The organism is Paenibacillus timonensis (genome assembly GCF_022427145.1).
Classification (GTDB): Bacteria; Bacillota; Bacilli; order Paenibacillales; family Paenibacillaceae; genus Fontibacillus; species Fontibacillus timonensis.
Genome location: NZ_JAKSXN010000032.1, coordinates 24501 through 51001, shown reverse-complemented (window position 1 = coordinate 51001; position 26501 = coordinate 24501). Strand labels below are relative to the sequence as shown.

Annotated in this window: 24 protein-coding genes; 16 read left to right on the top strand and 8 right to left on the bottom strand. The window is 52.9% G+C overall.

Translation table 11 applies throughout. From position 1 onward, the window contains the following. The first annotated feature begins 325 nt into the window (after nucleotides 1-325). From MJ257_RS14050 to MJ257_RS14025, 6 genes are all read left to right on the top strand, one after another. Entirely contained in the window at nucleotides 326-919 is a 594-nt protein-coding gene (locus tag MJ257_RS14050) for a nicotinate-nucleotide adenylyltransferase (protein ID WP_240269829.1), read from the top strand. Continuing rightward, the gene (yqeK, locus tag MJ257_RS14045) at nucleotides 903-1490 is read left to right on the top strand and encodes a bis(5'-nucleosyl)-tetraphosphatase (symmetrical) YqeK (RefSeq protein ID WP_240269828.1); all 588 of its coding nucleotides are present in this window, start codon (nucleotides 903-905) and stop codon (nucleotides 1488-1490) included. The genes MJ257_RS14050 and yqeK overlap by 17 nt, the downstream gene beginning before the upstream one ends. Beyond that, nucleotides 1491-1838 carry a ribosome silencing factor gene (rsfS, locus tag MJ257_RS14040; protein WP_178022006.1) on the top strand — a complete coding sequence of 116 codons (348 nt, stop codon included), beginning with the start codon at nucleotides 1491-1493 and terminating at the stop codon, nucleotides 1836-1838. Beyond that, nucleotides 1835-2752 (top strand): CvfB family protein, encoded by a 918-nt coding sequence (locus MJ257_RS14035; protein WP_240269827.1) that lies wholly within the window; start codon nucleotides 1835-1837, stop codon nucleotides 2750-2752. The genes rsfS and MJ257_RS14035 overlap by 4 nt, the downstream gene beginning before the upstream one ends. Before the next feature lie 46 nt (nucleotides 2753-2798). Then, on the top strand, nucleotides 2799-3572 hold the full coding sequence (locus MJ257_RS14030) for a class I SAM-dependent DNA methyltransferase (protein ID WP_240269826.1): 774 nt from the start codon (nucleotides 2799-2801) through the stop codon (nucleotides 3570-3572). A 110-nt stretch (nucleotides 3573-3682) separates the two neighbouring features. Next, nucleotides 3683-4333 (top strand): SGNH/GDSL hydrolase family protein, encoded by a 651-nt coding sequence (locus tag MJ257_RS14025; protein ID WP_240269825.1) that lies wholly within the window; start codon nucleotides 3683-3685, stop codon nucleotides 4331-4333. Nucleotides 4334-4382: 49 nt separating this feature from the next. Here the strand turns inward: MJ257_RS14025 and MJ257_RS14020 are convergent, their stop codons facing one another. After that, on the bottom strand, nucleotides 4383-4712 hold the full coding sequence (locus MJ257_RS14020; RefSeq protein ID WP_240269824.1) for a helix-turn-helix domain-containing protein: 330 nt from the start codon (nucleotides 4710-4712) through the stop codon (nucleotides 4383-4385). A gap of 237 nt (nucleotides 4713-4949) precedes the next feature. Here MJ257_RS14020 and MJ257_RS14015 point away from each other — a divergent pair, with 237 nt between their 5' ends. From MJ257_RS14015 to MJ257_RS13990, 6 genes are all read left to right on the top strand, one after another. After that, nucleotides 4950-6341 (top strand): tetratricopeptide repeat protein, encoded by a 1392-nt coding sequence (locus tag MJ257_RS14015; RefSeq protein ID WP_240269823.1) that lies wholly within the window; start codon nucleotides 4950-4952, stop codon nucleotides 6339-6341. Nucleotides 6342-6877: 536 nt separating this feature from the next. Next, complete coding sequence (locus tag MJ257_RS14010) at nucleotides 6878-8242, top strand: helix-turn-helix domain-containing protein (protein WP_240269822.1); 1365 nt, start codon at nucleotides 6878-6880, stop codon at nucleotides 8240-8242. A 514-nt stretch (nucleotides 8243-8756) separates the two neighbouring features. Then, a complete protein-coding gene (gene rnjA / locus MJ257_RS14005) occupies nucleotides 8757-10466 on the top strand; it encodes a ribonuclease J1 (protein ID WP_270406515.1) in 1710 nt (569 codons plus the stop codon). A gap of 113 nt (nucleotides 10467-10579) precedes the next feature. Further along, nucleotides 10580-11977, top strand: coding sequence for a helix-turn-helix domain-containing protein (locus tag MJ257_RS14000; protein ID WP_240269821.1), 1398 nt, complete (start codon nucleotides 10580-10582; stop codon nucleotides 11975-11977). A gap of 270 nt (nucleotides 11978-12247) precedes the next feature. Continuing rightward, nucleotides 12248-13621, top strand: a complete 1374-nt coding sequence (locus tag MJ257_RS13995; protein ID WP_240269820.1) for a DUF4062 domain-containing protein — start codon at nucleotides 12248-12250, stop codon at nucleotides 13619-13621. Nucleotides 13622-13679: 58 nt separating this feature from the next. Then, entirely contained in the window at nucleotides 13680-14636 is a 957-nt protein-coding gene (locus MJ257_RS13990) for a sugar kinase (RefSeq protein ID WP_240269819.1), read from the top strand. A 127-nt stretch (nucleotides 14637-14763) separates the two neighbouring features. Here the strand turns inward: MJ257_RS13990 and MJ257_RS13985 are convergent, their stop codons facing one another. From MJ257_RS13985 to kduI, 6 genes are all read right to left on the bottom strand, one after another. Next, a complete protein-coding gene (locus tag MJ257_RS13985) occupies nucleotides 14764-15603 on the bottom strand; it encodes an SPL family radical SAM protein (RefSeq protein WP_240269818.1) in 840 nt (279 codons plus the stop codon). Continuing rightward, a complete protein-coding gene (locus tag MJ257_RS13980) occupies nucleotides 15597-16136 on the bottom strand; it encodes a methylated-DNA--[protein]-cysteine S-methyltransferase (RefSeq protein ID WP_240269817.1) in 540 nt (179 codons plus the stop codon). Before MJ257_RS13980 ends, MJ257_RS13985 begins: the two co-directional genes overlap by 7 nt. A gap of 47 nt (nucleotides 16137-16183) precedes the next feature. Then, a complete protein-coding gene (locus MJ257_RS13975; RefSeq protein ID WP_240269816.1) occupies nucleotides 16184-16771 on the bottom strand; it encodes a bifunctional transcriptional activator/DNA repair enzyme AdaA in 588 nt (195 codons plus the stop codon). 238 nt (nucleotides 16772-17009) lie between these two features. Continuing rightward, the gene (gene kduD, locus MJ257_RS13970; RefSeq protein WP_240269815.1) at nucleotides 17010-17762 is read right to left on the bottom strand and encodes a 2-dehydro-3-deoxy-D-gluconate 5-dehydrogenase KduD; all 753 of its coding nucleotides are present in this window, start codon (nucleotides 17760-17762) and stop codon (nucleotides 17010-17012) included. Nucleotides 17763-17799: 37 nt separating this feature from the next. Continuing rightward, nucleotides 17800-18561, bottom strand: coding sequence for a DeoR/GlpR family DNA-binding transcription regulator (locus MJ257_RS13965; RefSeq protein WP_240269814.1), 762 nt, complete (start codon nucleotides 18559-18561; stop codon nucleotides 17800-17802). An 18-nt stretch (nucleotides 18562-18579) separates the two neighbouring features. Then, complete coding sequence (kduI, locus tag MJ257_RS13960; protein WP_240269813.1) at nucleotides 18580-19413, bottom strand: 5-dehydro-4-deoxy-D-glucuronate isomerase; 834 nt, start codon at nucleotides 19411-19413, stop codon at nucleotides 18580-18582. A 222-nt stretch (nucleotides 19414-19635) separates the two neighbouring features. Here kduI and MJ257_RS13955 point away from each other — a divergent pair, with 222 nt between their 5' ends. Genes MJ257_RS13955 through MJ257_RS13945 form a run of 3 tightly spaced genes read left to right on the top strand, consistent with a single transcriptional unit; the run spans nucleotide 19636 to nucleotide 22817 of the window. Further along, nucleotides 19636-21276, top strand: coding sequence for a hypothetical protein (locus tag MJ257_RS13955; RefSeq protein ID WP_240269812.1), 1641 nt, complete (start codon nucleotides 19636-19638; stop codon nucleotides 21274-21276). A 39-nt stretch (nucleotides 21277-21315) separates the two neighbouring features. Beyond that, nucleotides 21316-21984, top strand: coding sequence for a bifunctional 2-keto-4-hydroxyglutarate aldolase/2-keto-3-deoxy-6-phosphogluconate aldolase (locus MJ257_RS13950; RefSeq protein WP_240269811.1), 669 nt, complete (start codon nucleotides 21316-21318; stop codon nucleotides 21982-21984). A 50-nt stretch (nucleotides 21985-22034) separates the two neighbouring features. Beyond that, entirely contained in the window at nucleotides 22035-22817 is a 783-nt protein-coding gene (locus MJ257_RS13945) for an SDR family NAD(P)-dependent oxidoreductase (protein WP_240269810.1), read from the top strand. A 53-nt stretch (nucleotides 22818-22870) separates the two neighbouring features. Here the strand turns inward: MJ257_RS13945 and MJ257_RS13940 are convergent, their stop codons facing one another. Beyond that, on the bottom strand, nucleotides 22871-23101 hold the full coding sequence (locus MJ257_RS13940; RefSeq protein ID WP_240269809.1) for a hypothetical protein: 231 nt from the start codon (nucleotides 23099-23101) through the stop codon (nucleotides 22871-22873). A gap of 205 nt (nucleotides 23102-23306) precedes the next feature. Between MJ257_RS13940 and MJ257_RS13935 the strand changes: the two genes are divergently transcribed. Continuing rightward, nucleotides 23307-26447 (top strand): ATP-binding protein, encoded by a 3141-nt coding sequence (locus MJ257_RS13935; RefSeq protein ID WP_240269808.1) that lies wholly within the window; start codon nucleotides 23307-23309, stop codon nucleotides 26445-26447. Nucleotides 26448-26501 lie beyond the last annotated feature (54 nt).

Sequence of the window (26501 nt, the reverse complement as noted above, 5' to 3'; positions counted from 1 at the left end):
CAACCTTCTCGGTGCTGAAAAGCCAACTTTTTGAACCTTGATTGAAGTGGAAATTCAAAAAGTGAGCTTTTGATCACGAAGCAGGACCAAGAAGGGGATTCGACGTCGAATCTTGAATTCAGCCGGGCCTTCCGTTGCTCACGTACCCAAAACGTACGCTGCGCTACTCAGTCCCTAGGTTTATCCAACCTTCTCGGTGCTGAAAAGCCAACTTTTTGAACCTTGATTGAAGTGGAAATTCAAAAAGTGAGCTTTTGATCACGAAGCAGGACCAAGAAGGGGATTCGATATCGAATCTTAAAAGGGTTCGTGGAGGAAATGTGAAATGAAAAAAGTCGGAATTATGGGCGGGGCGTTTGATCCGATTCACCTCGGCCATCTCCTGGCGGCGGAAGCCGCCAGAGAACAATATCATCTGGAAGAGGTCTGGTTCATGCCCTCCCATATCCCTCCGCACAAGCATCAGGCCGGCGTCAGCGGCCAGCAGCGGCTGGAGATGGTGGAGGCGGCGATCGCCAGCCATCCCGCTTTTAAGCCACTTGACATTGAGCTGCGTCGCGGCGGGGTATCCTATACGGTGGACACGATCCGGGAGATCCGCTCGTTGCATCCCGATTTGGAATTCTACTTCATTATCGGGGCCGACATGGTCAACTATCTGCCCAAATGGGAAGGGATCGAGGATTTGGCCGGGATGCTCTCGTTTATCGGTCTGCAGCGTCCCGGAAGCTTCCTGGAGCTGGATGCTCTGCCTCCGTTTATTCAGGATGCGGTGCAGCTTGCGGAAATGCCGCTTGTCGATATTTCCTCCAGCCTGATACGCAGCCGCTTATCCGCCGGCCGTTCGGTCAGGTACATGGTTCCGGACGCCGTGTATGAATATATGACAAGGAGCGGATTGTATGGGTTACAGCCGTGAAGAACTGATCGCCGCCGTTTCGGCGGGGATGCCGGCCAAACGCTGGAAGCATGTCGAAGGCGTGATGGAGAGCGCGGTGATTCTGGCCAAACGGTACGGAGCCGATCCGGTCAAAGCCGATTTAGCCGCGCTGCTGCATGACTTGGCGAAGTTTTGGCCGATCGAAGAGCAGGAGGCGATCATCCGCGAGAACGGCTTAAACGCCGAGCTGCTCCGGCATGACAAGCAATTGCTGCATGCAGAAGTCGGGGCTTTCGTCTCCCGGCGGGATTACGGCGTGGAAGACGAGGAAGTGCTGGACGCGGTCCGCTACCATACCTCCGGCCGGGAGGGAATGACCCTGCTGGACAAAATCGTCTGTCTGGCCGATTATATCGAGCCGGGGCGCGAGTTTCCGGGTGTGGAGAAGATTCGTGAGCTGGCAGAAACGAGTTTGGAAGACGCGCTGGTTGCGGGGTTCGATTCGACGATCTCTTTTTTGCTGGAGAAAGGAAAACCGATCTTCCCGCTGACGGTGTTGGCGCGGAATGATCTGATAGTAAACCGAACCAAATCAAGGGAGGCTGAGTGAATGGCGGTAAGTTCGAACGAATTATTGAACATGGCGGTGCAAGCCGCAGACGATAAGAAAGCAATGAACATCGTGGCGCTGGATTTGAAGGGAATTTCCCTGATCGCGGACTATTTCGTGATCTGCCACGGCAACTCGGATACGCAGGTGCAGGCGATCGCCACCGAGGTCCGAAAAAGAGCGCATGAGGCCGGCGCGCAGGTCCGCGGCATCGAAGGCATGGATTCCGCCCGGTGGGTGCTGATGGATCTTGGCGACGTGGTCGTTCATGTGTTCCATCGCGATGAGCGCGAATATTACAATATCGAGCGTCTTTGGTCGGATGCCAAAGTCGTGGAGACGGTATGAGCCTGGTCGCGGGAACCATCGTATCTTTGCCGATCGATCGCGAGGTATCGCCGTACGGATATTTTCTGAGCGCAGGCGGGCAGGACGTCCTGCTTCATTACTCCGAGCTGACTCGCCAGGTCAAGCCGGGAGAAACGGTGGAAGTGTTCCTGTTCTACGATACGGAGGACCGTCTGGCGGCCACGATGAAAAAGCCGTATTTGACGCTTGGCGAGCTGGCGCTGCTCGAGGTGGCGGACGTGCATCCGCGGCTGGGCTGCTTCCTGGAGATGGGGCTTGGCCGTCAGCTGCTGCTGCCGATCCGTGAGCTGCCTGAGCTGAAGGAGCTGCATCCGCAGGTTGGCGACCAAGTGTACGTCATCATGGAACACGACAAGCAGGGGCGGCTCAAAGCGAAGCTGGCGGGCGAGCAGGAGCTGGCCCCTCACGCCTTCCATGCCCCGGAATCCTGGAAAAACCAATGGCTGGACGCCGTCGTCTACAAACCTCTGCAAATGGGGACGTTTGTCGTCGTTCAAGGCGGCGTGCTGGGATTTGGCGCGATCGGGATGATTCATGCGACCGAGCGTAACCGGCTGTTGCGCTTGGGCGAGCGGGTACAGGTACGCGTGGCCCATATCCGCGAGGACGGGCGCGTGAACCTGGCGATGGCTCCGCGCAAGGAAATCGGCATGGGCCAGGACGCGGAACGGATCCTGGCGTATCTGGAGAGCCGCCCGGGCGGCGGCATGCCGTATTCCGACGCAACGCCGCCGGATCTAATCAAGCAGCGGTTTGCCATCAGCAAATCCGCGTTCAAACGAGCGATCGGTAAGCTGATGAAGGAAGGCAAAGTCGTTCAGAAAGAAAATTGGACCTATTTAGCCGAGAAGCCGGCCACCGGCGGGAACGACCCGAACCAGCCGGAAGCCTAGATTACGGAAATAGCGCATCCAGACAGAAAGCGGTGACGAGCAAGCCATGGCATCTTATCGGAAATTTGCTTATGTGTACGACGAACTGATGGAGGACATGCCTTACCCGGACTGGATCCGGTTTGCCCGCACGGCTTGGGAACAGCACGGAATGCCGAGGACGGTCGTCGATCTCGGCTGCGGAACCGGCAGCATCACCATCCCGCTGGTCAATGCCGGGTTCGAGGTAACGGGCATCGACTTGTCCGCCGACATGCTGGCGGTAGCCCGCCGCAAAATGGAAACGACGCCCCAGGGCGCCCGGCTGTTCCGCGAGGGCAGCGTTCGCTGGGTGCAGCAGGATATGACGGAGTGGTCCGTGCCCGAGCCGGTCGATGCCGTCATTTCTTTTTGCGATTGCCTGAACTACTTGCTGGAAGAGGACGATATCGTCCGGACCTTCCGCCGTACATACGAAGGCTTGAAGCCCGGAGGGACGTTCTTGTTCGACGTGCACCATCCTAACACCTTGATCCGGTACGAGGAGGAGCAGCCTTTTATTTGGGATGAGCCCAGCGTGTCCTATATCTGGACGTGCGAAAGGGATGCCTATCGCAACGAGATCGAGCATCATCTGACGATCTTCGCCCGCGAGGAAGAACAAGGTCCCGGGCTGTACCGCCGGTTCGAAGAGACGCATATCCAGCGGGCCTACGACCCGGCATGGATGAGAAGCGAGCTGCTGCGCTGCGGATTCCGCGACGTCACCCTCTATGCCGATTTTGAATGGGTAGAGGCGGTGGAGGATGCGGCCCGGCTCTTTTTTGTGGCGGTAAAATAGACGGATTCGGATATGAGAACCCGCCGATTTGCACTAATTTCTTCATGGAGGGGCGATGGATTCCAAAGTTATAATGGGAAACAGAGTCCAATAGAAAGTGGGGAAAACGCATGAAGACGCAATGCACGGTGTTATTCCAAGGGGATTCCATCACGGATGGGAACCGGGGGCGCGACTACGACCTGAATCATATTTTGGGGCATGGTTATGCCTACATCATCGCTGCGAAGTTAGGACACCAATTTGCCCATTTGCAACCTGCCTTCATTAACCGGGGGGTCAGCGGCGACCGGGTCTCCGACCTCTACGCAAGATGGAACGAGGATGCGATCAGCCTGAAGCCGGACGTGCTCAGCTTGCTAGTAGGCGTGAACGACGCCTGGCGGCAAATGAGCGGCGAGCCCAGCGGGGCGACGGACCGTTTCGAACGGGCTTACCGCCATTTGTTGGAGGAGACGCGGGAGGTGCTGCCAAGCACCAGACTGGTGTTATGCGAGCCATTCATCTTGAAGACCGGGGCCACGGCGGAAAAATGGACCGAATGGGAGCGCTTGATCAAACGGTACCAGGACACCGTGCGCCAGTTGGCCGAAGAGTTTGGGGCGGTGCATGTCCCGTTGCAGGACGCTTTTGATGCGGCGACCGAAAAGGCGGAGGCCGCATACTGGCTCTGGGACGGCGTCCATCCGACGGTGGCGGGTCATGATTTGCTGGCCGAACGTTGGTTGGAAGTTGCGGGACGCAGCGGATTGTGGGACTAAGGAACATAAATAAAGGGTTTAAAGCGGAGGGAGTCCGTTTTAAACCCTTTTATTTTGGTCGGAACATTTCTTTCAATACGCGATAGGCACGCGCTTGTTCCTCGGCCGGCTGCTCCTGCAGCAACTGCACGATTTGCCAAATCCACGTCTGGTCCTGAAGCTCGTCGTACCCCGGATTCCGGAATAACGCATATACGCTAATCTGCAGGGCGTCGGCGATTTTATGCAGCGTTTCGAGCTGCACGTTTTGCTCCCCGCGTTCCAACCTTCCGATATAGGAACCGTAAGTTTCCGTCGACTCGGCCAACTGTTCCTGAGTAAGCCCTTTGAGTTTGCGATAATACCTGACATTCTTGCCGACTTGCTTTGCTACTTCCATGAAAGCCACCTCTCGTAATAAGTTTAGTCGATGGGGAGGGGTGAACTGCAGAGTATTAGAAGTTGCATATCGTCTAGAAAAGAACTCAAAAGTTTCTTATTGCATATTATTGACAAAAAAGGACAGACATATTAGATTTGAGATAGCAATATTACCCATTAACTGGCGAAGACTCCTATTTAAGATTAAGCTACGGGGTAATTGAGGAATTGTAAGGTTGTTAGGAGTGGTTATCGAATGCATCAAACAACCACGATTTTAACGGAATTGAGCAACTTCATGAACCGGGAAAGCTTAAACATCAGCCAATTGAGCAGACTGGCGGGGCTGAATTCCGGTACCGTAAGTTCCATGATTAACGGAAGGAAGGTGATGAGCGTTGAGCAATTGGATCGGCTGACTGTATCGATGGGGCTTGCCGAAGGTTTCTTTTACGAGGAGTATGTAAGAGATTATTTGATGGAGGCTTCCCCCAATTGGCGGCGGATCAGACCCTTCCTTTACCGTTGTGCTGAACTCGGAAAATTGGATTGCATCCAACAAACCGTAAATTTTTTGATGGATAATTTGGCGTATTCCAGCCCGTTGTTTGAGGTGGCGGAGGATTTTTTTAGGAGCAATAAGCATGATGCAGCTGCACTTCTCTATGAAGTCATCGCTGAAAGTGAGCAGAAGCAGCATTCGGAGCGGTTGGCGGTTTGCCAATATCGGTTGTTTATGATCATACAAGGCAATGACCAAGAGTTGAATTATCGGGCGGCCATTCAGTTCGAGCCCTTTGTGGAGCGGTTGGATGAAATGGAGCAACTGGATGCGTTAAAAGATTTGGCTAATGCGTATCGCGCCTTGAACCGCTGGGATAAAGTTGAGAAAATCGTTGAAAGGCTCGAGCATAAAACCAAAGTCTTCTATTTCTCGGAAAGGGATCGAAGGGAGCTTTTTTCGAAAAGACCAAACAGACCTTTGTTTTTTTATTTGGCTTATTCTTATCTGCTACGCGGAAATATTTGTGATTTACGTGGAGATTATGAGCAAGCTTTGCATTATATTCAGCTTTATGCGGATTTAAGCTGGGTGGAAGAAAACGATCAGGAAACGCTACATTGGAAGAGTCTTTTTGAGGAATGGTCTCATGCGAATTTTTTATTGACCAGGCTATCTTCCGGGGATGAAAGTATGCTCTCAGAGTATGTGGCTTACATTGAACCCAAAAAAGATGAAATTGTTCTATCTCTATTAAACATTATGGAAGCAGCCAACCGATTTGAAATTAATGTTGATGATATCCTACAACGATTCGAAGGAGAAGTTGGATCCATAACGAAAAAAACAACATCACTTGGTGTCTATACTCAACAAATGATCACGGATAGTATATCTCGGCTTTTGAACGAGTTATCAAGTTATTATTTACATAAGGGTGATTATTCAGAAGGATTTAAATATTTACTTGATAGTTTGGAAAAATGTTCAAAAATTAATAATAAAGCATGTATAATCAAGTGTGTAGGGTTGTTTGAACTTTTTAGAGAGCATGCTTCCATCGAAACTAATTCGGCCTACAAAAAATTGATTAGTGAGGTGTACGAAGATGAAAAGAAAATGGGCGTCACTCCTCTTGTTAAGTAGTCTTTTGCTTGTTCTGATTAATCCTGTCCTAACTCCGGTAGATGCAGGAAATCAACAATTTTTCTTGAATTCCCACCATGGGGGCGGTTAATTTAAAATTTCAAAACAGCTTTTTGCAAAGGGGCTGTCCCAAAATTAAATTTACTTACTTAATAGATTACTCATTTAATGAAAAAATATTGGCTTACTGGCGACGCTAAGTATCGTCTCAAATCAGTGAAGCCGTAGAAAAACCCGCTGACCTTGTTGGTTAACGGGTTCTTTTTACACTTAAATATAGCAAAGCAGTCAAATGTATAATTTCTTTCAGCAATAAAGACTTTATATTACTATTTTTCGCTTGTTCCCTGATCGTTATCACACATTTTTTGGTTTCAATTCGTTAAGGGCTGCTCCTTTAACCATTATTTATGGTTTTTGGGACAGCCCCTTCCTATGTCAGATTTTTGCTTTTTAATTTTTGTTTTTCCAAATCTAGACATAATCCCCTAAAGTAATGTGTATAGTTTCATTTGCATGATTGAGGGGGGATTCACTTGAATCACTTGAAATATCGGACTACGATTATTGAGGCAGTCCATAAATATATGGAGCGGAACGGGTTAAGCCTTACGCAATTGGCCAAGCAATGGGAACTGAACCCCGGGACGGTCAGCTCGATCTTGAACGGCAACCGTCCGCTCGCGGTAGAACAATTGGAAAGGATCACGGCGGTAATGGAGCTTCCCCGGGGTTATTTCTACAAGACTTATATTGGAGAGTACTTACATGAAGCTAACCCCGATTGGCGCAGGGTTAAACCTTTACTGCAAAATTGCGCCGAGCTGGATATGCCGGATCTTATTCGGGAGATCGTTGGTTTATTGCTGGACAATTCGTTATATGCACATCTCTTGTTTGATCTGGCCGAAGAATTTTTTGAAGCAGATTTATTTGAAGCGGCGGGGATTTTGTATGAGAACGTGGCCATGACCGAACGCAGGCAGCATTCCGAACGGCTTGCGCTCTGCCAGTACCGTTTATTCCTAATTGGTCAGGGCACGGACCAAGATAAAAATTACCAGGCCGCTATCCAGTTTGAACCTTTTGTCGAGCGACTGGACGAAGAAAGTCAACTTGATGCGTTGAGGGATTTAGCGAATGCCTATCGTGCGTTAAATCGTTGGGATAAGGTAGAGACTATTGTTCGAAAAATGGAGCAAAAAGCCCAAATTTATTACTTCTCGGAAAGGGAGAGAACCGTTCTCCAAAGAAAGACGAACAGACCTTTGTTTTTTTACCTGGCTTATTCTTATCTTCTTCTTGGAAATATTAATGATATGCAGGGAGAATATGAAGAGGCGCTGCGATATATTCAGATGTATGCTGAATTAAGCTGGGTGAAGGAAAACGATCCGGAGACTCTGCATTGGAAGAAGCTGTTTCAAGAGTGGGCCCAGGCAAATACCCTTCTGACCAGACTATCTTCTGGAGATGTGAGTGTCTTTCCCGATTATGTGGCTAGTATCGTCTCCAAAAAAGACGACACTGTTCTTGCCCTATTAAATATAATGGAAGCTGCCAATCGGTTTGACATTGATGTCGACGATATAATTAGGCGCTTTGAAGTGGAAAGTGTTGCTTCAACAAAACAACCTGCTGCAAGAGGAGCGTACACTCAGCAAATAATTCATGATCGCATTTCCAAACTTCTCAATGAACTAGCAATTTACTATTTGCGCAAAGGCAAATATTCGGAGGGCTTTAACTATTTTATAGAGAGCCTGGAACAATACTGTTATTTAAACATTCATAATCGATCCTTGATTATCAAATATGTGGAATTATTCGAACGTTATAAAAACTATGCTTCACCGCAAGTTATAGATGCCTATCAGCAATTGATCGGCAATTTAAAATAGCGTTGGATTCGATTGGCTTCATCCCTGCGGCTTCTGGCGGCGGATCTTAAACAGCGCAATTTCGATTTAAAAAAGCTGGCCGTTGTAAGAAATCTCGATGATGCCGCCGCAGTTGACGACGATTTTTTTGGTCCTCATGAATAGCCCTAACGCTTACAGGAACGCTTATTTAAGCGAAAAGTGGGGGGGAATATTTCTAACGCTGGTCAGCGAGCTTATGGGGGCGAAAACGCCGTTTTTTGGACGAGAAACCGGAAAATAAGCTCTCCTGCAAGCGTTACAACCTGCGCATTCTCATTTTGGGCCCAATAACGTTGCTCTTAAGCGTTAGATTAAGCCTTGTTCCTGTTGCCGCACCTCAAGCCTCGATTTGAATGTAGAGCCTCATATCTTTAGATAAATTCCTCCGTCTTTGCCGAATATCCGTAAAAATTAAATAGTTATTATGCCGATAATTCAGTATAATTCTCTTATACCCTATTGAACGAACCCTTCAGAGAGGATTATCTACCTAATGAATGTAGCAGCAACTAAACCAGCAAAGACGAATCGACGTTCTAAGTCGTCTCCTCCGCCTGTACGGATTTTCTCGCTTGGCGGGATCGGGGAGATCGGCAAAAATATGTACGGCATCGAATATAGAGATGAGATCATTCTGATTGACGCGGGTCTGAAATTCCCGGATTCCCGCTTGACGGGCATTGATTGCATCATCCCGGATATCCGCTATTTGATTGAGAACAAGCATAAAATGAAAGGCTTGTTCCTTACCCATGGTCACGAGGATCATATCGGGGCCATTCCGTACGTGCTACGCCAACTGCAACTGCCGATCTACGGCGGGCCGCTGACCATCGGGTTGGTTAAAGCCAAGCTAGAGGAGCATCGGCTGCTGGGGCAAGCGGAGTTGCACGTGTTCCACGAGAACGACCGGTACGCGTTTAAGCATCTGGCCGTGCATTTCTTCCGGACAACCCACAGTATCCCTGATGCCTTCGGAATTGTCGTTGATACTCCGTACGGGTCGATCGTGCATACGGGAGATTTCAAATTCGATTTCACGCCGGAGGATCGTCCGGCCGACTTGTTTAAAATGGCTAGCGTCGGCGGCGATGGCGTATTGGCGCTGCTCGCCGACAGCACGAACAGTGAGAAGGAAGGGTTTACTCCTTCCGAACGTCGGGTCGGTGACGCGATCTTGGATTCGTTCCGTGGCTGTCATGGGCGGATCTTGTTCGCCACCTTCGCCTCGAACGTACACCGGCTGCAGCAAGTCGTGGAAGCGGCGACCCTCGTGAATCGCAAAATCGCCGTGATCGGACGCAGCATGGAGAAAGTGTTCGCCATCGGCCAAGACCTGGGATATATCCGCGTACCGGAAGGCATGCTGATCGACGTGAAGCACATCGATCGTTATCCCGAGGAGCAGGTGCTCATCGTCTGCACCGGCAGCCAAGGCGAACCCAACGCGGCGCTGAGCCGGATCGCATCAGGCGCGCACCGGAATGTGCAGGTTTATCCGGGAGATACGGTCATTTACTCGTCCTCGCCGATTCCCGGCAACGCACAGAACATCAACCGCAGTATCGACTTGCTGCTGCGGGCAGGCGCGAACGTCATTTACGGCTCGATTTTCGATATCCATACGTCCGGGCACGGCTGCCGGGAGGACCTGAAGCTGATGCTTAGCTTCATTCGTCCCAAATACTTCATCCCGATCCACGGCGAATACCGGATGCTGCTCAGTCATCGCAACTTGGCGCTGCAAACGGGCATTCCTGAAGATCATGTATTCGTCATGAACATCGGGGACACGTTATCGGTGTACCGGAACCGGGCGAAGCGGGGGCGTACGATTCCTTCCGGACAGGTGCTGATCAGCAACGGGGAGATGCGCCCGACCTATGAAGATACGCTGTTGGTGGAACGGATGGAGTTGGCTCAGGAAGGCATCGTCATCGTCGTGATGACGGTGGATCGCAAAACGCGGCAAATCCTGGCCGGACCGGACATCGTCTCGCGCGGCTTCGTCTACATGCAGGACGCCAGGCCGCTGCTGCGCCGGGCCGAAGCGATGCTGAAGCGGAGCCTGAACCGGCTCGGCGAGAAAGAGTCTTACGATCAAAACGTTTGGCTGCGGGCGACCCAGCAACAGCTGCGGCGATATTTTTCCAAAGAAGTGGGCCGAACCCCGCATATCATGCCGTCCATCCTGGAAGTCTAGCGCCGGTAGGGAGCTTCTCAAGTTATTGGGAGGTTCCCTTTTTTAATTGACCGCTTGTACATATTTTCGTATAATGTGTAAAAATATAGGAGATTCCGAAGGAGGGAGATCGAATGACGAATGAACCCGCGATTCGTTCCGTGATCAGCCGCCAGCTGGAAAGGAAAGGATATTCCTTGCACAGCTTTTCCCACCGTTCGGGAATCAATCGGGGGACGCTCAGCGCCATTTTAAACGGAAATCCCCCCAAACCGATCTCCATCGGGCAACTGGACTTGATGACCGAAGCGCTTGAACAGCCGATCGGATCATATTATCCCTTGTATATTGACGAATGTATCGATTCCCGGCACCCGAACCGGCGGCGGCTAAAGGCATTTTTGCTCCGCTGCGCGGAAATCGGCGAGTTGGGCTGCATTGAACAAGTGTTGTCCCGCTTGGCCGAGGATCTGTCCTATCTTCCGATGATTTTTGCCATTGGCGAGGAGCTCTATGAGGAAGGACGGAGCGAAGCGGCGAGGTTATTCTATCAATCGGTATGCGAATACGAGAAATATCAGCATTCGGAGCGGTTGGCGATCAGCCAATTCCGCTTGTTCCGGATGAACCTGGGAGACGACGCGGAATCTAATCTCAGGTCGGCAACCTGGTTCGAGCCGTACCGCAACCGGCTTCCCGAAGATCTTCAGCTCGACGGGCTACTGCAATTGGCAAACGCCTATTATACGCTGCAAAAGTGGACATATGTCGAGAGATTTGCCGAGGAGTTGAAAACGCTGGCCCAGCGCATCTATGAAACAAGCCGGAAAACCTCCTCCGCGAATCCTTATCACGAGCTGCGCTGCGAGCGGCACCTGGTGGTATATTACGGCCAAGGTTATTTGCTGAAAGGCTCGGCATTGGAGCATCAGGGCAAGTACGGCGAAGCGTTGGACTGCGTGGCTGAATACGCGGATTTAAGCTGGTTTGAAGGCCTTGACGAAACCGGATTGAAAGAGGTTGGGAAATTTAAGGTTTGGGCGAAAGCGAACCGGTATAATCTGGAGATTCTGAATGGAAATGAAGCCATCCTGCCGGAATATATCGATCTGCTCAAGGAGCACCCCTATGAGGTTCTTCCCAGCTTGAGGATCATTGTCGAAGCCGCCAACCTCAACGGTTTTTTGATCGACGACGTCTTAAAAGAGTTTCCGGTGAATACGGATTTATATAACCAATTTCCGAATTACTATGTTTCTGCCGTCAATAAGGACCGATACCTGGATTTAAACTATCAGCTGGCCATTTATTTGCTGCGAAAACGGGAAGTTTCGGAAGGGTTGGAGAAATTGATATTCGCGCTCAAGTATGCCGTTTCGCTCCATAATAAGGAGTTTTTCATGAAAATGGTCCCATTATTTGAGCAGTATCGAAGCTTTGCTTTGCCCGAGCAGCTGCAAGAGTATGAAACCTTGATGGGGGAGGTGTTGAAGGGTGCGGAAATGGATCTTGGCGCTGACGCTGATCATTAGTTTCGGCACGGGGGGATTCGGCAACATCGGTCATGACGGCCAACTCACAGCCTATGAGAATGGGGTCGGGGGTTAATAAGGAAAAGATATACCCAACTTTTCTAACCTAAAAGTCGATGTAAGAAGGGCAACCACCTTTATACATCGGCTTTTTATTTTTACCCTTCAGCAAATATTATTATATGCATTTACTGATTTCTGATGATATGCTTTAGATATATATATCAAAAGAGAGGGAAGATCTCTCTTCCATTTTTTCAGGGGGACCAAATGGACTTTACCAAAAAATATATGGTGTTTATTAGCTCTACATATACAGATTTAATTAACGCTAGAAGCAAGGTAATAGAATCTATCCTTTCAATGAATCAAATTCCATTAGGGATGGAAATGTTTAGTGCAGGAAATAATGATCAATGGTCTTTAATAAAAAACAACTTAAGACTGTGTGATTATTATTTGTTAGTTGTAGGGCAAAGATATGGAAGTTTGTCTTCAGATGGCATTAGTTATACCGAAAAGGAATACGAGTTTGCTCAAGAAATAGGTCTTCCTATACTTGCGTTTATACAAGATAGAAATACTCCCACAACACCTTCTGAGCGGGAGAGCGACCCGTATCTACAATCAAAACTTAATGAATTTATTGCACGGGTTATGAAAGGCAAAATATGCGACTTTTGGATCAATGAAGATGATCTTGCGAGAAGGGTCTCTATTTCTTTGATGAAAGAGTTTGTTAATAATCCAGGCATTGGTTGGGTCCGGGCAGACTCTGTAAATTATGGTAAGAAACCTAAGGATACTCGAATACAGCCTAATATTGATAGTTTTCTTTATGAGAAAAAACTTTCTGGTTTAAAAGACTTGACTATTAAGAATTACGAATTACAACTCAATATATTTAGTTCATATTTTAAAGATAAAATGTTATCTGAAATAAATACAAAAGAAATTGTTAATTTTTTGGCTTACAGAGAAAAAGCATATAATATAAATGCAAAGACTTCTTTGGATGCAATAAGAGTTATATTGAAATTGTTTTTTGAGTGGCTAAAGGACCAAAGAATAATTGAAAGTAATCCAGTTGACTCAATAAAGCCTTTAGGTAAGGAAGAAGCCAAGCTTGTAGTTCTAGAAAAATCAGAAATTGAAGAAATTAGAAACGCATGTGTTTTGCCAAGGGAAAGAGCGTTGGTTGAACTAATATTGTCTACTGGATGTAGACTTAGCGAGATAAGCGCTATGAAACTTGGGGATCTGAACTGGAATCAAGAAATAATCAATGTTAATAGTTCTAGATATGGAAGTAGAATAGTAATGTTGCAAAATGATGCAAAGAAGTATTTAAGTGAATATGTTAAATCTAGATCTGATGAGTCTAATTATTTGTTTATTACTGAACGAAAACCATATCGTCCCCTCAGCAATAGGGGGATACAAAGAGAAATCTCTGTTATTCTCGCACGAACATCTATTAATAAAGGTGTTAGTTTATCCACCTTCAGAAACACCTTTATTAAAAACATGATGGAAAATGGAGTTCCCGCTAATGTTGTAAAATCATTACTAGGACATAAGCTATACTCAAGTACCTCAAATACCTTTTTTAAACTAGATATTCCTTTTACCAAAGGTGGTTGAGATATTATGTTTGATAAATTAGTATGAGGGGATGAAGTGAATGAAAGATTCTAGTTCAATGAAACCGAGAAGCCCCGAAGTGGTCACGTTCGGCGAAAGCATGGCCCTGCTCATAGCGGAAGGGGGCAAAGGGCTGGAGTATACCAACTCCCTGGCGCCGTCGTTTGGGGGAGCCGAATCGAATGTCGCCATCGGATTGGCCCGGCTTGGACAAACGTCCGGATGGTGCGGGCGCTTGGGCGATGATCCGTTTGGCCGGCGGATCTTGAAGGCGATCCGCGGCGAAGGCGTGGACGTGTCCCGCGCTAGGCTGACGGACGAAGCGCCAACGGGGATGATGGTGCGGGAGAACGTGGCGGGCAAAAGCTCGGTCTATTACTACCGCAAGTTATCTGCGGCCAGCTTCATGCGTCCGGAGCATCTGGACGAGTCGTACATCGCCGGCGCCCAGGTGCTGCACTTAACCGGCATTACGCCGGCGCTTAGCGCCTCTTGCGTGGAAACCGCCCATGCGGCGGTCGATATCGCCAAAAGGCATGGGGTGAAAGTCAGCTTCGATCCGAACCTGCGCTTGAAGTTATGGAGCGTCGAGGACGCGCGCAAGGTATTGTTGCCGCTTGCGATGAAAGCGGATTATTTCCTGCCGGGACTCGATGAGTTGAAGCTGTTATACGAGACCGATTCGGTGGATGCGATCATCGGCAAGCTGCAGGAGCTGTCGGCCGTCAGCATTATCAAGGGCGGAGACGATTGCACCTTCGTGCTGGAACAAGGCCAATTGACGTCGGTGCCGTATTTTAAAGTCGAGCAAGTCATCGATACGGTGGGAGCGGGCGACGGATTTTGCGCCGGATTTCTGGCCGGCGTGGTGCGCGGATACAACATGGTCGAGGCGGTCCGCCTAGGCAATCTCGTTGGCGCCCAGGTCATACAGGCCGTCGGCGATTGGGAAGGTTTACCCACCGCGGCAGAGATCGAACGTTTATTGTCCGGTAAAGGGCATGTGGAGCGTTAGAGATCAAGCCTTCTTCTTCTGAGGGCGGATGTCGCGCAAAAATGTTAACGTGATCATTTATAGCAAATCCGGCATTGCATCACAAAGCCAACCCGCGGGAGCTTCGGCTCCGGCGGGTTGGCTTTGTTTAGGGGGCGAATCCGTCCTGGCTGAGAAACACCCGGTGATCGGGAAACACCTGCAGCAGGCGTTCCTGAACCAGCCGGTAGGTTTCCGGCGTATACCAGGATTCGAGTCCGAGCTGTTCATATCGCGAGCGAATGCCCAGTTTGGCGGTGCGAGTTCCTCCGCTGCCGTCGCCCATAAAGTAATCGTCAAGACAGACGCGATCCGCCCAGGGAAGCAGCTGGTCCGGGAACCGCTCGCTGCTGGGGAGCACCGGAGCGATCGTTGCCTGAACCGGCACGCCGGCCTCGGCCAACAGCCGCCCGGCACGCAGGCGTGCCGCAATCGGCGGAGCGTAGGGCGTAAACGCCCGGCGGATCTCCTCCCGATCCGTCTCGATGGTCAAGCTGACGCGGACCCGATCCTTCAACTGCAGCAACAGGTCGATATCGCGGGTGACCAAGGGACTGCGAGTTTGAACCAGCAGAAAGTCGGGCGGATCGTTTACCATTGCTTCCAGCAATGAACGGGTGATCCGCTCCTTATATTCGGCGGGTTGATACGGATCGGTGCTTGACGACATAAAGATCGTAACCGGTCCCTTGGCTTTGGCTTTGCCCAGCTCTTTGCGGAGAAGATCCGCCGCATTTTGCTTGATGTCCACCCAAGAACCCCACTCCGGCTTGCGGAACAAGGCAACCGGCAGTTGGCGCACATAGCAATACGAACAGGCAAAGGCGCAACCGGCGTAGGGGTTGAGGGAATGGGAATAGGGGGACAGGAAGCCGGTCCCCTTGTTAAGCAGCTTCTTGGGCGAGGTATAGACGGTGGACACGCGCGGTCGATCGTCTGAATTCAACATCCGCCTCCGCCGCCTATAGCCGCTCGTTCTAGCTCAAGCAGCCGGGTTTTCATCTCCAGTCCGCCGCGGTAGCCGGTGAGTGCCCCGTTCTTGCCGATCACGCGATGGCACGGAACGGTGACGAGCAACGGGTTGGCTCCGATCGCCGTGCCGACGGCACGGACGGCAGCCGGCTTGCGGATGGATTCGGCGATATCCGAGTAGGAGCGGGTTTGCCCAAAGGGAATCGCGCATAGCGACTGCCATACGGCCTGCTGGAACGGAGTCCCTTGCAGGTCGAAAGGGACGGTAAAGCGATGGCGTTCGCCGCGAAAATATTCCGCCAGCTCGGCGGTATAAGGAGCCAACCGGCGGTCATCCTGCGTAAGCGGGCTGCCGGGGAAACGTCGGCTCGCCCAGGCGCTCAGTTCGTCAAGCGAGCCGCCGGACGATCCGACGAAAGCCAGGCCTTTGCCCGTAGCGGCGAAATACAGGCTCCAGGTTGGTTCCTGAAGCCGTGACCAATATAACGGCAGGGGCTGGGTGGTTGTCATGGAGCATACACCTCCGGGTAAGATTGTAATTACTGGCATGGGCAAGCTCAGAGGCGCCCATCCGTTTGCATTTTGCGATATTCGTTCGGCGTGACGCCGGTTATTTTCTTGAACAGGGTGATCATATAGGCTGAACTGCCGATGCCCACTTCCCGGGCGATCTCCGCAACGGTCCGCTGCGATTCGGCCAAAGCCCGCTGCGCCTCCTCGATTCGCCGCCGCCCCAGGTATTCCGTCGGCGTCATCCGCATGACCCGTTTAAACGTTCGCTGCAGATGGTACGGGCTGCCGTGGCACCCCTCGGCCAACGTCTCCAGCGTGAGCTTGTCCCGGTAGTGGCGATCGATATAATCTGCGATCTGATCGACCCATTCCCGGTCCGGCAGCCGCTGCCCTTCCGGTCTGCAGCGTTTGCAGGGGCGAAAACGGGCGGCTTTGGCCAGTTCGGCACTGGCGAAAACAAGGACGTTCTCCCGCTTGGGCGGCCGCGATTTGCAGGAAGGCCGGCAGAAGATGCCCGTGCTGGCCACCGCGTAGTAGAAACGGCCGTCCTGCGCGGCGTCGTTGGCGAGAATCGCTTGCCACTGTGCATCGTTTGCGGCCTTATAGGTCTGATCCACGCCGCTGTTGGTCATGGGCTCACCTCCAGCCTTAGTATACCTTGGTCGGGGGAACGGCGCCATGGGGAGCGAAAGGAAAAGCAAGATAACGAAATTCCTCGTTCACGGAAAAAAGCCTGCCGACGTGGCAGGCGAAAATTCCCGATAAGCGGAGATGGCGGAATATGCGGGATCCGGCCGTAGAACGGGTGCGAAGCGTTCGCCAATACGGCAGGAACAAGCTGCATGGACAAAAACGTCCGGAAGGCTTCCATTATCGCGCCATCCATCCTCCATCGACGCAGAGGATATGGCCGTTCAGATAATCCGAGGCGGCGGAGGCGAGGAAGACGGCGGGGCCTTTCACGTCCTCCGGCGTTCCCCACCGTCCGGCGGGAATCCGGTCCGTGATCGAAGCTTTCCGGTTCTCGTCTGCCCGGATCGGCGCCGTGTTGTCCGTCGCCATGTAGCCGGGAGCGATCGCATTGACCTGCAGGCCGGACGAAGCCCATTCGTTGGCGAACGCCTTGGTCAAGCCGGCGACGCCGTGCTTACTGGCGGTATAGCCGGGCACGTTGATCCCTCCTTGGTAGGAGAGCATGGAGCAGATATTAATCATCTTGCCGCTGCCGCGCTCGATCATATGGCGTCCGGCGATTTGCGACAACAGAAAAACCGTGCTCAGATTGAGATTGATGACGTCGAACCAGTCTTTCTCGCTGTGGTCTTTCGCCGGCGTCCGGCGGATGATGCCTGCATTGTTAACCAGGATATCGATATGTCCCGTCAACGTGAGCGCTTCGTCGAAGGTGTCCTGCAGCTTGGAATGATCGCTGAGATCGACGATGATTTCCGAAGCTTCCCGGCCCAAAGCCGTGATTTTGCCCACGGTTTCGGCACTGCTGCTGAGGGACGCGCAAACGACGTCAGCACCGGCTTCGGCCAGTCCAATCGCGATCCCTTGGCCCAGTCCGCCGGCGGCTCCGGTGACCAGGGCGGTTTTCCCCGTTAAATCAAACAGTTTCATAAATACATGTTCCTCCTTAAGATCACGTTCGCTTCGTTTATTTGTCCGTGAATTCGATCATTACGCCGGCGCGTTCATAGGGCTCTGCGGCCTCGGGGGAGAGGCCTCGATCGGTGATGATCCGCGAGATTTCGCTAAGTGCGGCAAAGGTGCGAAGGGCCGTCTGACCAAACTTCTGATGGTTCATGACGGCGATCGCCTCGCGGGAGGTTTCGATCAGGGCCCGCTTGAAGTCGATCAAATCGCCGGTATAGATCGACAGCCCATGTTCCGGGTGAATGCCGGTCGCAGAGATAAAGGCTTTTTGGATGTTCAACTGACGCACGTATGCCGCCGACTCCGGACCGGCCAGCATGTTGCGGACGCGGTAGCCTCCTGGTACGACGAGGCGGATCTGGTCTTTAGCCGCCAACTCGCTGATGATGTATACATCGTTCGTGACGACGGTCAGCGAACGGTTCTCCAGCCGCCGGGCCATCTCCAGCGTGGTGCTGCCTCCGTCCAACGCGATAATATCGCCCTCCTGGATGTGGTTTAAGGCGAGGCGGGCGATTTCGCTTTTCTCCTCGGCGTGTTTGGCCAGCGGCTCCTTGGACGGCAGGATGCCGTATTGGTCGCTCTGGGCGAGCATGGCTCCGCCGTGCACGCGCACCAGGAGCCCCTGCTCCTCGAGCTTGGCGAGATCCTCCCGGATCGTCTTACCGGTCACGCCCAGGCTGTCGCTTAATTCCGCCACCGTCACTTCCTTGTGCGTCAGCAGAACCTCCATGATTTTTTCATAACGTCGAATTGGATTCATGCTAGGTTTCACTCTTTCTTATTTCAAGTCTTTCATCGAAACCGCGTCCATGTCCGCGTAAGCTTTGTTGTCGCCGGCCATTCCCCAAATAAACGTATAATTGCTGGTACCGACCCCGCTATGGATCGACCAACTCGGCGAGATGACAGCCTGCTCGTTGCGCATGATGATATGCCGGGTTTCGTTTGGCTCGCCCATGAGATGGAAAACGACGGCATCCTCTGCCAAATCAAAATACATATAAGCTTCCATGCGGCGCGGATGGACATGGGCTGGCATCGTGTTCCACATGTTGCCGGTCTTGAGCTGGGTCATCCCCATCACGAGCTGGGAGCTTTGAATGCCGTTCTCATGAATGAACCGGTGGATCGTCCGTTCGTTGGAATTTTCGATCGAGCCCAGCGCTCCGGATTCGGCTTCCGCCAGCGTCGTTTTAGCCGTAGGGAACTCTTTATGCGCGGGAGCCGAATTCAGGTAGAATTTCGCCGGTTTTGCCGCATCCTTGCTTCGGAAAGTCACTTCGCGCGTCCCCTTGCCGACGTACAAGCAATCCTTGTTGTTCAGTTCGTATTCCGTCCCGTCGACGACGATTGAACCCGGCCCGCCGACATTAATGGCTCCCAGCTCTCGCCGTTCGAGGAAGTAGGAGACGCCCAGCTCCTTCAGATCCGTTTCCAGCTTGACCTCCTGCCGTACCGGAGCCGCGCCGCCGATAATCAGCCGGTCCTCGTGCGTAAGCACCAGCTCCAGCCGATTCGGCGTAAACAAGGTGGGAATGTGGAATTCCTTGCGCAGCCGATCCGTATCGAATTGCTTAACCTCATTGGGATGCGAGGCGAAACGACGTTCCATGTAAAATCTCTCCTTTTCACGTTCGTTTTGGTGTATAATGTTCATATAGGTTCACATTAATCCATTTTGGTTCATTTGGCAAGGGGTTACGAATAAGGATTAGATGACGGAAATCAGAAGTTTTACTGTATGAAATCGTGGATCCCTCGGCTTTAGCGGCCGTGGAAACCATGGTAGGATGTGGGGGAAGGGGCGCTTTTGATGAATCTTTATCGGGCTAGAATGAGGGAAATCGTCCGCAAAGCCGCTGTTATTGCGTGGCAGCGGCCGCTCCTGGACAGCGGGCTGTGGTTTCATGGCGATATCCGGGACAACTTTTATTACGCCTCTTACTTATTTGCCGCCGCCGTCGATCCGGACGAATCGCCGTCGATCGATCGTACGGAAGGCCGGCGGCTGGCCGAGCAGGTACTGCTGCGCGTGCTTCGACTGCAGGATGGGGAGGCGTCCAGTCCGACATACGGCCATTGGCCGCTGGGGTTGGATCCGGCGCCGGAGTTCGCCGCGCCGCATGTTCTCCCGGTGGAGCTGATGGGCAGCTTGATGGCGTATTTCGTAAATAGCTATGGGGATGAGCTGAACCCGGAGCTGGCCGCATGCTTCGAGGACGCATTGTCCCATGTGTACCGCAGCGGCTTCTATCGCAAGCCCTTGCGGGATTACAACCATCATGAGGCTAAATACACGGCTGCGAAGCTGATCTTCGGGCAGCGGTACGGAGATGCGGCGTTGTTCGCCGACGGAAGGGAGAGCCTGCGGCAAACGCTAACCCGCATTCGGCTTGAGGGGATGGCTGAATACGGTGCCTTGCCGTGGTTCTGGCATTGGATTCAAGCGTTCACCTGCGCTTGGACGCTGGTGGATGACGTAAAGGTACAGGCGGAGCTCTCCGAGATGCTAGATCATCTATGGGAGGTCCGGGCGGTTTATTATTTCAAGGGTGCGTGGGTTGGAGCCCACGCCCGCGGTTGGCCGCATGATGCGCCGCGGGACGCTAACGTCCTGCACGATTACGTGCAATTCGGCGACTTCGAGCTGCCGGGAGCGATGCCGCGTACGGAATATGCTGGGCTTCTTTTCTATGAAGCTCCTGCACAAGCCCGGTTCCGAGCGTTGAAGCGGAATATGCCGACCGAGACCAGGGTTGCCATTCTGAAGGAGATCGGCGGCGTGAAGCAACGGCTTCATTCCTATGCCTATGTGACCGGACAAATCGCGGTCGGGGGGCTGTGGGAGAGAGTCGAGGAATTCGACAACGAGCAGCTGCGTTGGCGGTTCAGCCTGCCGGTCCGCGGCGAGAAGGGCAATCAGCTGTATTTCTTCCATCCCGGCAAGGGGTATGATCCTGCGGGCACCGACCCGCGCCATCAAAGCGGATGGACGGATGTGCTGTATCATAAGAACGTCGTCATGGCGGTTTACCCGCTGCCGGAGGACGTGCCCGGACAGGTCATCGGCGTACTTCCGGAAGGAGAATGGCGTTTTGCAGCGAATGGTATATGCGGAAAGGTCGAAGAGGCGTATTTTGCCGTGTATGTATCAGGTGCGTATCGGGTGCGGGAGCGGGACGGTTATCTTCAGGTCGAGGCGGAAGGCCGCAGCGTCGGCGTCGTGGTGGAAGCGATCGGTCTGCCGGAAGCAAACGAGCGGGGAATCGCCGGTCTTGACGACTTTGTTGCGGAAATGATGCCCCGTGCGCCCCGTTTCGAGGCCGGCGGCCTGGCGAGAAGGATTGAAGCGTCGTATACCTCTTATGCAGAGGAAGCCGAGCTTTACCTCAGCGTAGAAGGCCCCGGACGTCCGGGGGAACGGCGGGTGAATGGCGAGCGTGTTGAGTTGGAGTCCTATTCTTTTTCATTGTAAGGGGTAAAGAACAACGTTTATGGGAAAGAGGGTTAGGGAATGAAAAAGCTACAGCTTGTACAAAAAATCATGCAAGAGGGCGTTGTCGCCGTCCTGCGCGGAGAAACCCCGGAGGAAGTCGTGCAAATGGCCGAGCAGGCCATTGCCGGCGGTATCAAAGTCATCGAAGTGACGATGACGATTCCGTTTGCTCTGCGGGCGATCGAGGAATTGGCCCGCAAATATACCTGGGACACTTCGGACGAATCCCGTTATGCCATTATCGGCGTGGGCACGGTGCTTGATCCCGAAACGGCACGGGCTGCGATCCTTAGCGGCGCCCAGTTCGTGGTGGGGCCGTCTTTGAATCCGGATACGGTGAGATTGTGTAATCGATACCGTATCCCGGTGATGCCCGGGTGCATGACGATTAAGGAAATCCAGGAGGCGCTGGAGCTCGGGGCGGACATCGTGAAGCTGTTCCCGGGCAATCTGTACGATCCGTCGATGATCAAAGCGATCAAAGGGCCGCTGCCCCAAGCGAATATCATGCCGACCGGCGGGGTTTCGCTCACGAATCTCGGCGAATGGATCCAAGCCGGCGCGGTGGCTGTCGGCATCGGCTCGGATTTGACGAACGAAGCGGTGAAGCGGAACGATCTGTCGTTGATCGCCCAGAAGGCCGCTGCCTATAAAGCGGAGTTCATGAAAGCCAAAGGGTTATCCTAAAACTTAGCTTGAACTAATTAATAGGTGAAAAAAGTCGAGGAGGGATTCACATGGATCTGGGATTGCAAGGAAAACGCGCGATCATTACCGGCGGGAGCAAGGGGATTGGCCTGGCAACCGCCCTCGCGTTAGCTGCGGAAGGAGCCCAGGTGGCCATCGTCGCGCGGGGGGAAGGGCCGTTGCGGGAAGCCGCCGCGGCTATCCGTGCGAAGACGGGGGTTGACCCGCTCGTCCTCGTCGCCGACGTCGCTTCGGGCGAGGAGGCGCGCCGGGCGGTGGAGCAGGCGGCCGAGCATTTTGGCGGTCTCGATATACTTGTGAACAATGCCGGCACGTCGGCGGCGGGGCCTTTCGAGCAAGTCGAGGCCGAGACCTGGGGAGCCGACCTGGATCTCAAGGTACTCGGGGCGGTGAATTTCTCCCGCGCTGCGGTTCCTCACCTGCGAAAAGCAGGGGGCGGCGCCATTCTTAACGTGACCGCGATCAGCGGCAAAGCGCCGGGGCCTTCCTCGCTGCCGACATCGGTCAGCCGGGCGGCCGGCCTTGCCCTGACGAAGGCGATGAGCAAGGATCTGGCTGCCGACCGCATCCGCGTGAACGCGGTGTGCATCGGGCTTGTCCGCAGCGACCAGATTGAGCGGAAATGGCGGCAAGCGGCACCCGACCTCACGTGGGAGCAATTCGCGACCGACCCGCGGCACGGTATTCCGCTGGGCCGGATCGGTCACACCGAGGAGGCGGCGAAGGTCATCGCCTTCTTGGTATCCGAAGCCGCCTCATATGTGACGGGCACGGCGGTCAACATCGACGGCGGCACGTCGGCGGTGTTGTAACGCGCGGCGGGCAGACCGCCTTTTGAAAAGGCTGATCGTTGGCAAGCGGACGATCAGCCTTTTTTTACTGGGGATATGCCCCGATTCATTTGGATCAACCGCGTTACGGGAATTCGCTTCATCGCCTCCGTCCCCAAGGCGCTGCCCATCGTGCCCAACAGCACGCTGGCGGTCGCCAGCTTGATCAGGTAGTAAAGCCCGGTCCCGGCGATGAGATCCAGAATTAGGATGTTTCGGATCGTAGACGCCTTGATCGTCACAAAAATAAAGGGACGTTGTTTCATTTCGGCCATTGGTTCTCCATTCCTCTCCGTCATTCGCTGTTCATCTATATGGCGCGCTGAGTTTGGACTATTCGCGGTTTTCCAGATTACCGAAGCTCTTCTTCCAAATATTATCGTTGTCATCTCGCATCAAAAGCCTATAAAATGGTAGACACTTGAGGGTTTTTGGTAAAGAGAAGGAGCTGCCCCCGTGCTAAAGAGGATCATGATCATCATATTGCTTGGCTTAGTATTCTCGGCGGTAATCCCTTTGTCGATGCTGCTTGGCCGCGAAACGCGGACACAAGCGATGAGCGCCCGCCAAGGGGTTCTGGATCTTTCGGGCTGGGACCCGGACCGGCAAGCAAGAATCAAGCTGGACGGCGACTGGGAATTTTATTGGAACCAACTGTTGGTTCCGGATGATTTTCGCCAGGCGCCCGAGCGATTGCCGGATGCTTATTTGCCGGTGCCGGCGTCATGGAACGGCAAGGCGATCGGCAATCACGATCTCCCGGCCTACGGTGCGGCGACATACCGGCTCGTCATGAAGAATCTGCCGGTTAGCGGAATTTATACGTTGAAGAAGACCAATATACGTTTCGCCAGCACGATTTACGTCAACGGCCGCAAGCTGATCGAAGACGGTAAGCCCGCCTTGAGCGCCAAATCGTACGAAGCGGGGAATATCCCGCAAAGCGCACTGATTCCGATCGAGCGGGGCGAGGTTGAAATCGTCGTTCAGGTTGCGAACTTCGATTATATTAATTCCGGCATCCCGTTTCCACTCTACTTCGGCCAACAAGCACCCATGGATCGGATCCTAAAAATCAGCTTAGCAAGGGAATTCAGCACATTGGCCGTGCTTGCCGTATTGGCGCTCATATCCTTTATTAGTTACGCGGTCGCGGCGAAATACCGGAAGAGGGATAGCTCTTTGCTTCTGGCGGCGTTCGTCTGCCTGCTGTTTTCCATTTATCATGGTTTGTCCGGCGAAAGGACGCTTACTTTGCTCCTCCCCGATCTTTCGTTCGAGACGCTGTACAAAATCAAAGACATCGTTACCATGGGATGCTATATTTTCGTGGCGCTCTTCTTCTACAAACTGCAAAGCCGCATCATTCCGCTGCGAGCGCTGCAGGGCATCATCGGCGTATTGGTTCTTTTCTCCGTCTCCGTCGCCGTCTTGCCCATTCGAATGTACAATCCGTATCAGGCATATGTCGTTTTTATCTACGAGCTAATGAGCCTCTGGCTGTTGTACAAGTCGGCTGCATTCTACTTAAGCGGTCGGCAAGATAAACCGCTCCAGTCTTTGCTGTTATTCATGTCTATCCTCACGATTAATCTGTATTCGCTCGATACGATCTTATTTGCCCTCTCCTGGAAAGAGACGTTATGGGTCCAGCAGTTCTATCTCGTATTGTTCAACTTGATTATGGTTGTTCAGGTTGTGCTTAAGTTTTTCGAGGCCTATCAAACCGTCGACCGGATGAAAAACCAGCTGATTCGATTGGACCGGATCAAGGACGACTTCCTCGCCAGCACCTCCCATGAGCTGAAAACTCCGCTCAATGCCATCGTGAACATTACTGATACGCTGCTTAAAGGCGTGGAAGGTCCGGTCAATGAGCCTCAGGCATGGAATTTGAACATCGTGATGAACAGCGGCCGGAGGCTGACCTATCTGGTTAACGAGCTGCTTGATTACTCCAAAATGAAGCATGGCGATATCCGCTTGTTCCGCACGGCGTTGAGTTTAAGGGATCATGTGGCTGCGGTGGTCCAGGTGCATCGGTTTTCCCTTAGCGGTACTCGAATCGAACTGATCAACCGGGTGCCCGAGCAATTTCCCGCGGTGGATGCGGACAGCCATCGGCTTCATCAGATTTTGCACCATTTGATCGGCTATGCGATCAAGTATGCCGAGCAAGGGAACGTCGTCGTTGACGCGGAAGCCGTCCTTGACCAAGTGCGGGTGACGATCCGGAATACAGCGAAAGATTTGCCGTCGGACATGCCGCAGCGGTTGTTTTGGTCCTTCGAGCAGTATGGCGACGCCGAAGCCCTGGAGAACGGCGGGGCCAACCTAGGGTTAAGCATGACCCAAGAGCTGATCAAGCTTCATGGCGGGACGATCCGTGCCGTCGTAAAGCCGGAGGAAGGCTTGGCGTTCACTTTTACGTTGCCGCGGGCAGAGCGGGGGCCGCTGCACGAGCCGTGGCGGGAGAAGACGACGGCTGCGGAGGACCGCTTGACCGGGACGTCCGCAGAAGTACTGGGGGCCGGCTCGGCTTACCCGCTTTATGTAAAGGGGGACGGAGGCAAGACGGTCTTGGTCGTGGAGCATGAACTGGTAAACCAGCAATCGATACGTAATTTGCTTCTACTTGAAGGTTACTCGGTGGTGTTGGCGAATCGCGGCCGGCAGGTTTTGGAGGAGCTGGGGAAGGCCAACTCGCCGTATTACCTGGTCATCCTTGACATCGCTTTGCCCGACATGAGCGGCATCGAAGTGTTGCACGGCATTCGTGAGCGCTTCTCTCCGTTTGAGCTGCCTGTGCTTACGTTGACGGACCGAAACCGGGAGGACGACATGAAGTGGTCCGTGGAGAACGGGGCTAACGATTTCGTTGCCATGCCGTTCGAGGCCGAGGAACTGATGGCGCGCGTCCGCAGCTTGACCAACTTGAAGGCTTCGGTCAACAATGCCAAGGATGCCGAGATTGCTTTCCTTCGTTCTCAAATCAATCCGCATTTTCTGTACAATACCCTGAACTCGATCGCCCAGTTGTGCCTGGCCGATCCGGAGCAGGCGGAGGAATTGACGTTGGAGTTGTCCCGTTATTTGCGCGGCAGCTTCGATTTCAAGCAGTTGGATTCCTTAACCACGCTCGAAAGCGAGCTTGAGCTGGTCTCCGCTTACGTTCATATCGAAAAGGCGCGGTTCGGCCCGCGCTTAGAGGTGGAATACGAGGTCGACGCTGATACGATGCTGCGGCTACCTCCCTTGGTGCTGCAGCCTCTGGTGGAAAATGCCATCCGCCATGGCCTCATGACCCAACGCAAAGGCGGTAAAGTAAAGCTGACCGTAAAAGACACGCCGACCGGGACATATTTGTCCGTCGAGGATAACGGATGCGGCATGAGCGAACGTAAATTGGAGGAGTTGCGAAGCCGGGACACGAACCAAAGAGGCGTAGGCCTCTGGAATATCAGCCAGCGGATCAAGCTGCTTTACGGAGAAGAACTGGTGATTGAAAGCGCGGAAGGACGGGGGACGAGGGTATCCTTCCGTATCCGAGAGACGGATACGAAAGGCGGACCGGGTAGCCTTTTTGTCGCCGCCGCGGCGGAAACGGAATGAGGATCCGAAGGAGCAGGAGGGAAAAGCATGCTGGTCGACCTGGGAACGACGGGA

Bases quoted from the DNA above. Each gene is read 5' to 3' on its own strand.
- MJ257_RS14035 (WP_240269827.1), top strand. From the start codon at position 1,835: ATGAGCCTGGTCGCGGGAACCATCGTATCTTTGCCGATCGATCGCGAG.
- MJ257_RS14030 (WP_240269826.1), top strand. From the start codon at position 2,799: ATGGCATCTTATCGGAAATTTGCTTATGTGTACGACGAACTGATGGAG.
- MJ257_RS14020 (WP_240269824.1), bottom strand. From the start codon at position 4,712: ATGGAAGTAGCAAAGCAAGTCGGCAAGAATGTCAGGTATTATCGCAAA.
- rnjA (WP_270406515.1), top strand. From the start codon at position 8,757: ATGAATGTAGCAGCAACTAAACCAGCAAAGACGAATCGACGTTCTAAG.
- MJ257_RS13975 (WP_240269816.1), bottom strand. From the start codon at position 16,771: ATGACCAACAGCGGCGTGGATCAGACCTATAAGGCCGCAAACGATGCA.
- MJ257_RS13940 (WP_240269809.1), bottom strand. From the start codon at position 23,101: ATGAAACAACGTCCCTTTATTTTTGTGACGATCAAGGCGTCTACGATC.
- MJ257_RS14015 (WP_240269823.1), top strand. From the start codon at position 4,950: ATGCATCAAACAACCACGATTTTAACGGAATTGAGCAACTTCATGAAC.
- MJ257_RS14025 (WP_240269825.1), top strand. From the start codon at position 3,683: ATGAAGACGCAATGCACGGTGTTATTCCAAGGGGATTCCATCACGGAT.
- MJ257_RS13995 (WP_240269820.1), top strand. From the start codon at position 12,248: ATGGACTTTACCAAAAAATATATGGTGTTTATTAGCTCTACATATACA.
- MJ257_RS13950 (WP_240269811.1), top strand. From the start codon at position 21,316: ATGAAAAAGCTACAGCTTGTACAAAAAATCATGCAAGAGGGCGTTGTC.
- MJ257_RS13935 (WP_240269808.1), top strand. From the start codon at position 23,307: ATGATCATCATATTGCTTGGCTTAGTATTCTCGGCGGTAATCCCTTTG.
- MJ257_RS13945 (WP_240269810.1), top strand. From the start codon at position 22,035: ATGGATCTGGGATTGCAAGGAAAACGCGCGATCATTACCGGCGGGAGC.
- kduD (WP_240269815.1), bottom strand. From the start codon at position 17,762: ATGAAACTGTTTGATTTAACGGGGAAAACCGCCCTGGTCACCGGAGCC.
- MJ257_RS13965 (WP_240269814.1), bottom strand. From the start codon at position 18,561: ATGAATCCAATTCGACGTTATGAAAAAATCATGGAGGTTCTGCTGACG.
- MJ257_RS14050 (WP_240269829.1), top strand. From the start codon at position 326: ATGAAAAAAGTCGGAATTATGGGCGGGGCGTTTGATCCGATTCACCTC.
- MJ257_RS13955 (WP_240269812.1), top strand. From the start codon at position 19,636: ATGAGGGAAATCGTCCGCAAAGCCGCTGTTATTGCGTGGCAGCGGCCG.
- kduI (WP_240269813.1), bottom strand. From the start codon at position 19,413: ATGGAACGTCGTTTCGCCTCGCATCCCAATGAGGTTAAGCAATTCGAT.
- MJ257_RS14000 (WP_240269821.1), top strand. From the start codon at position 10,580: ATGACGAATGAACCCGCGATTCGTTCCGTGATCAGCCGCCAGCTGGAA.
- rsfS (WP_178022006.1), top strand. From the start codon at position 1,491: ATGGCGGTAAGTTCGAACGAATTATTGAACATGGCGGTGCAAGCCGCA.
- yqeK (WP_240269828.1), top strand. From the start codon at position 903: ATGGGTTACAGCCGTGAAGAACTGATCGCCGCCGTTTCGGCGGGGATG.
- MJ257_RS13990 (WP_240269819.1), top strand. From the start codon at position 13,680: ATGAAACCGAGAAGCCCCGAAGTGGTCACGTTCGGCGAAAGCATGGCC.
- MJ257_RS13980 (WP_240269817.1), bottom strand. From the start codon at position 16,136: ATGACAACCACCCAGCCCCTGCCGTTATATTGGTCACGGCTTCAGGAA.
- MJ257_RS13985 (WP_240269818.1), bottom strand. From the start codon at position 15,603: ATGTTGAATTCAGACGATCGACCGCGCGTGTCCACCGTCTATACCTCG.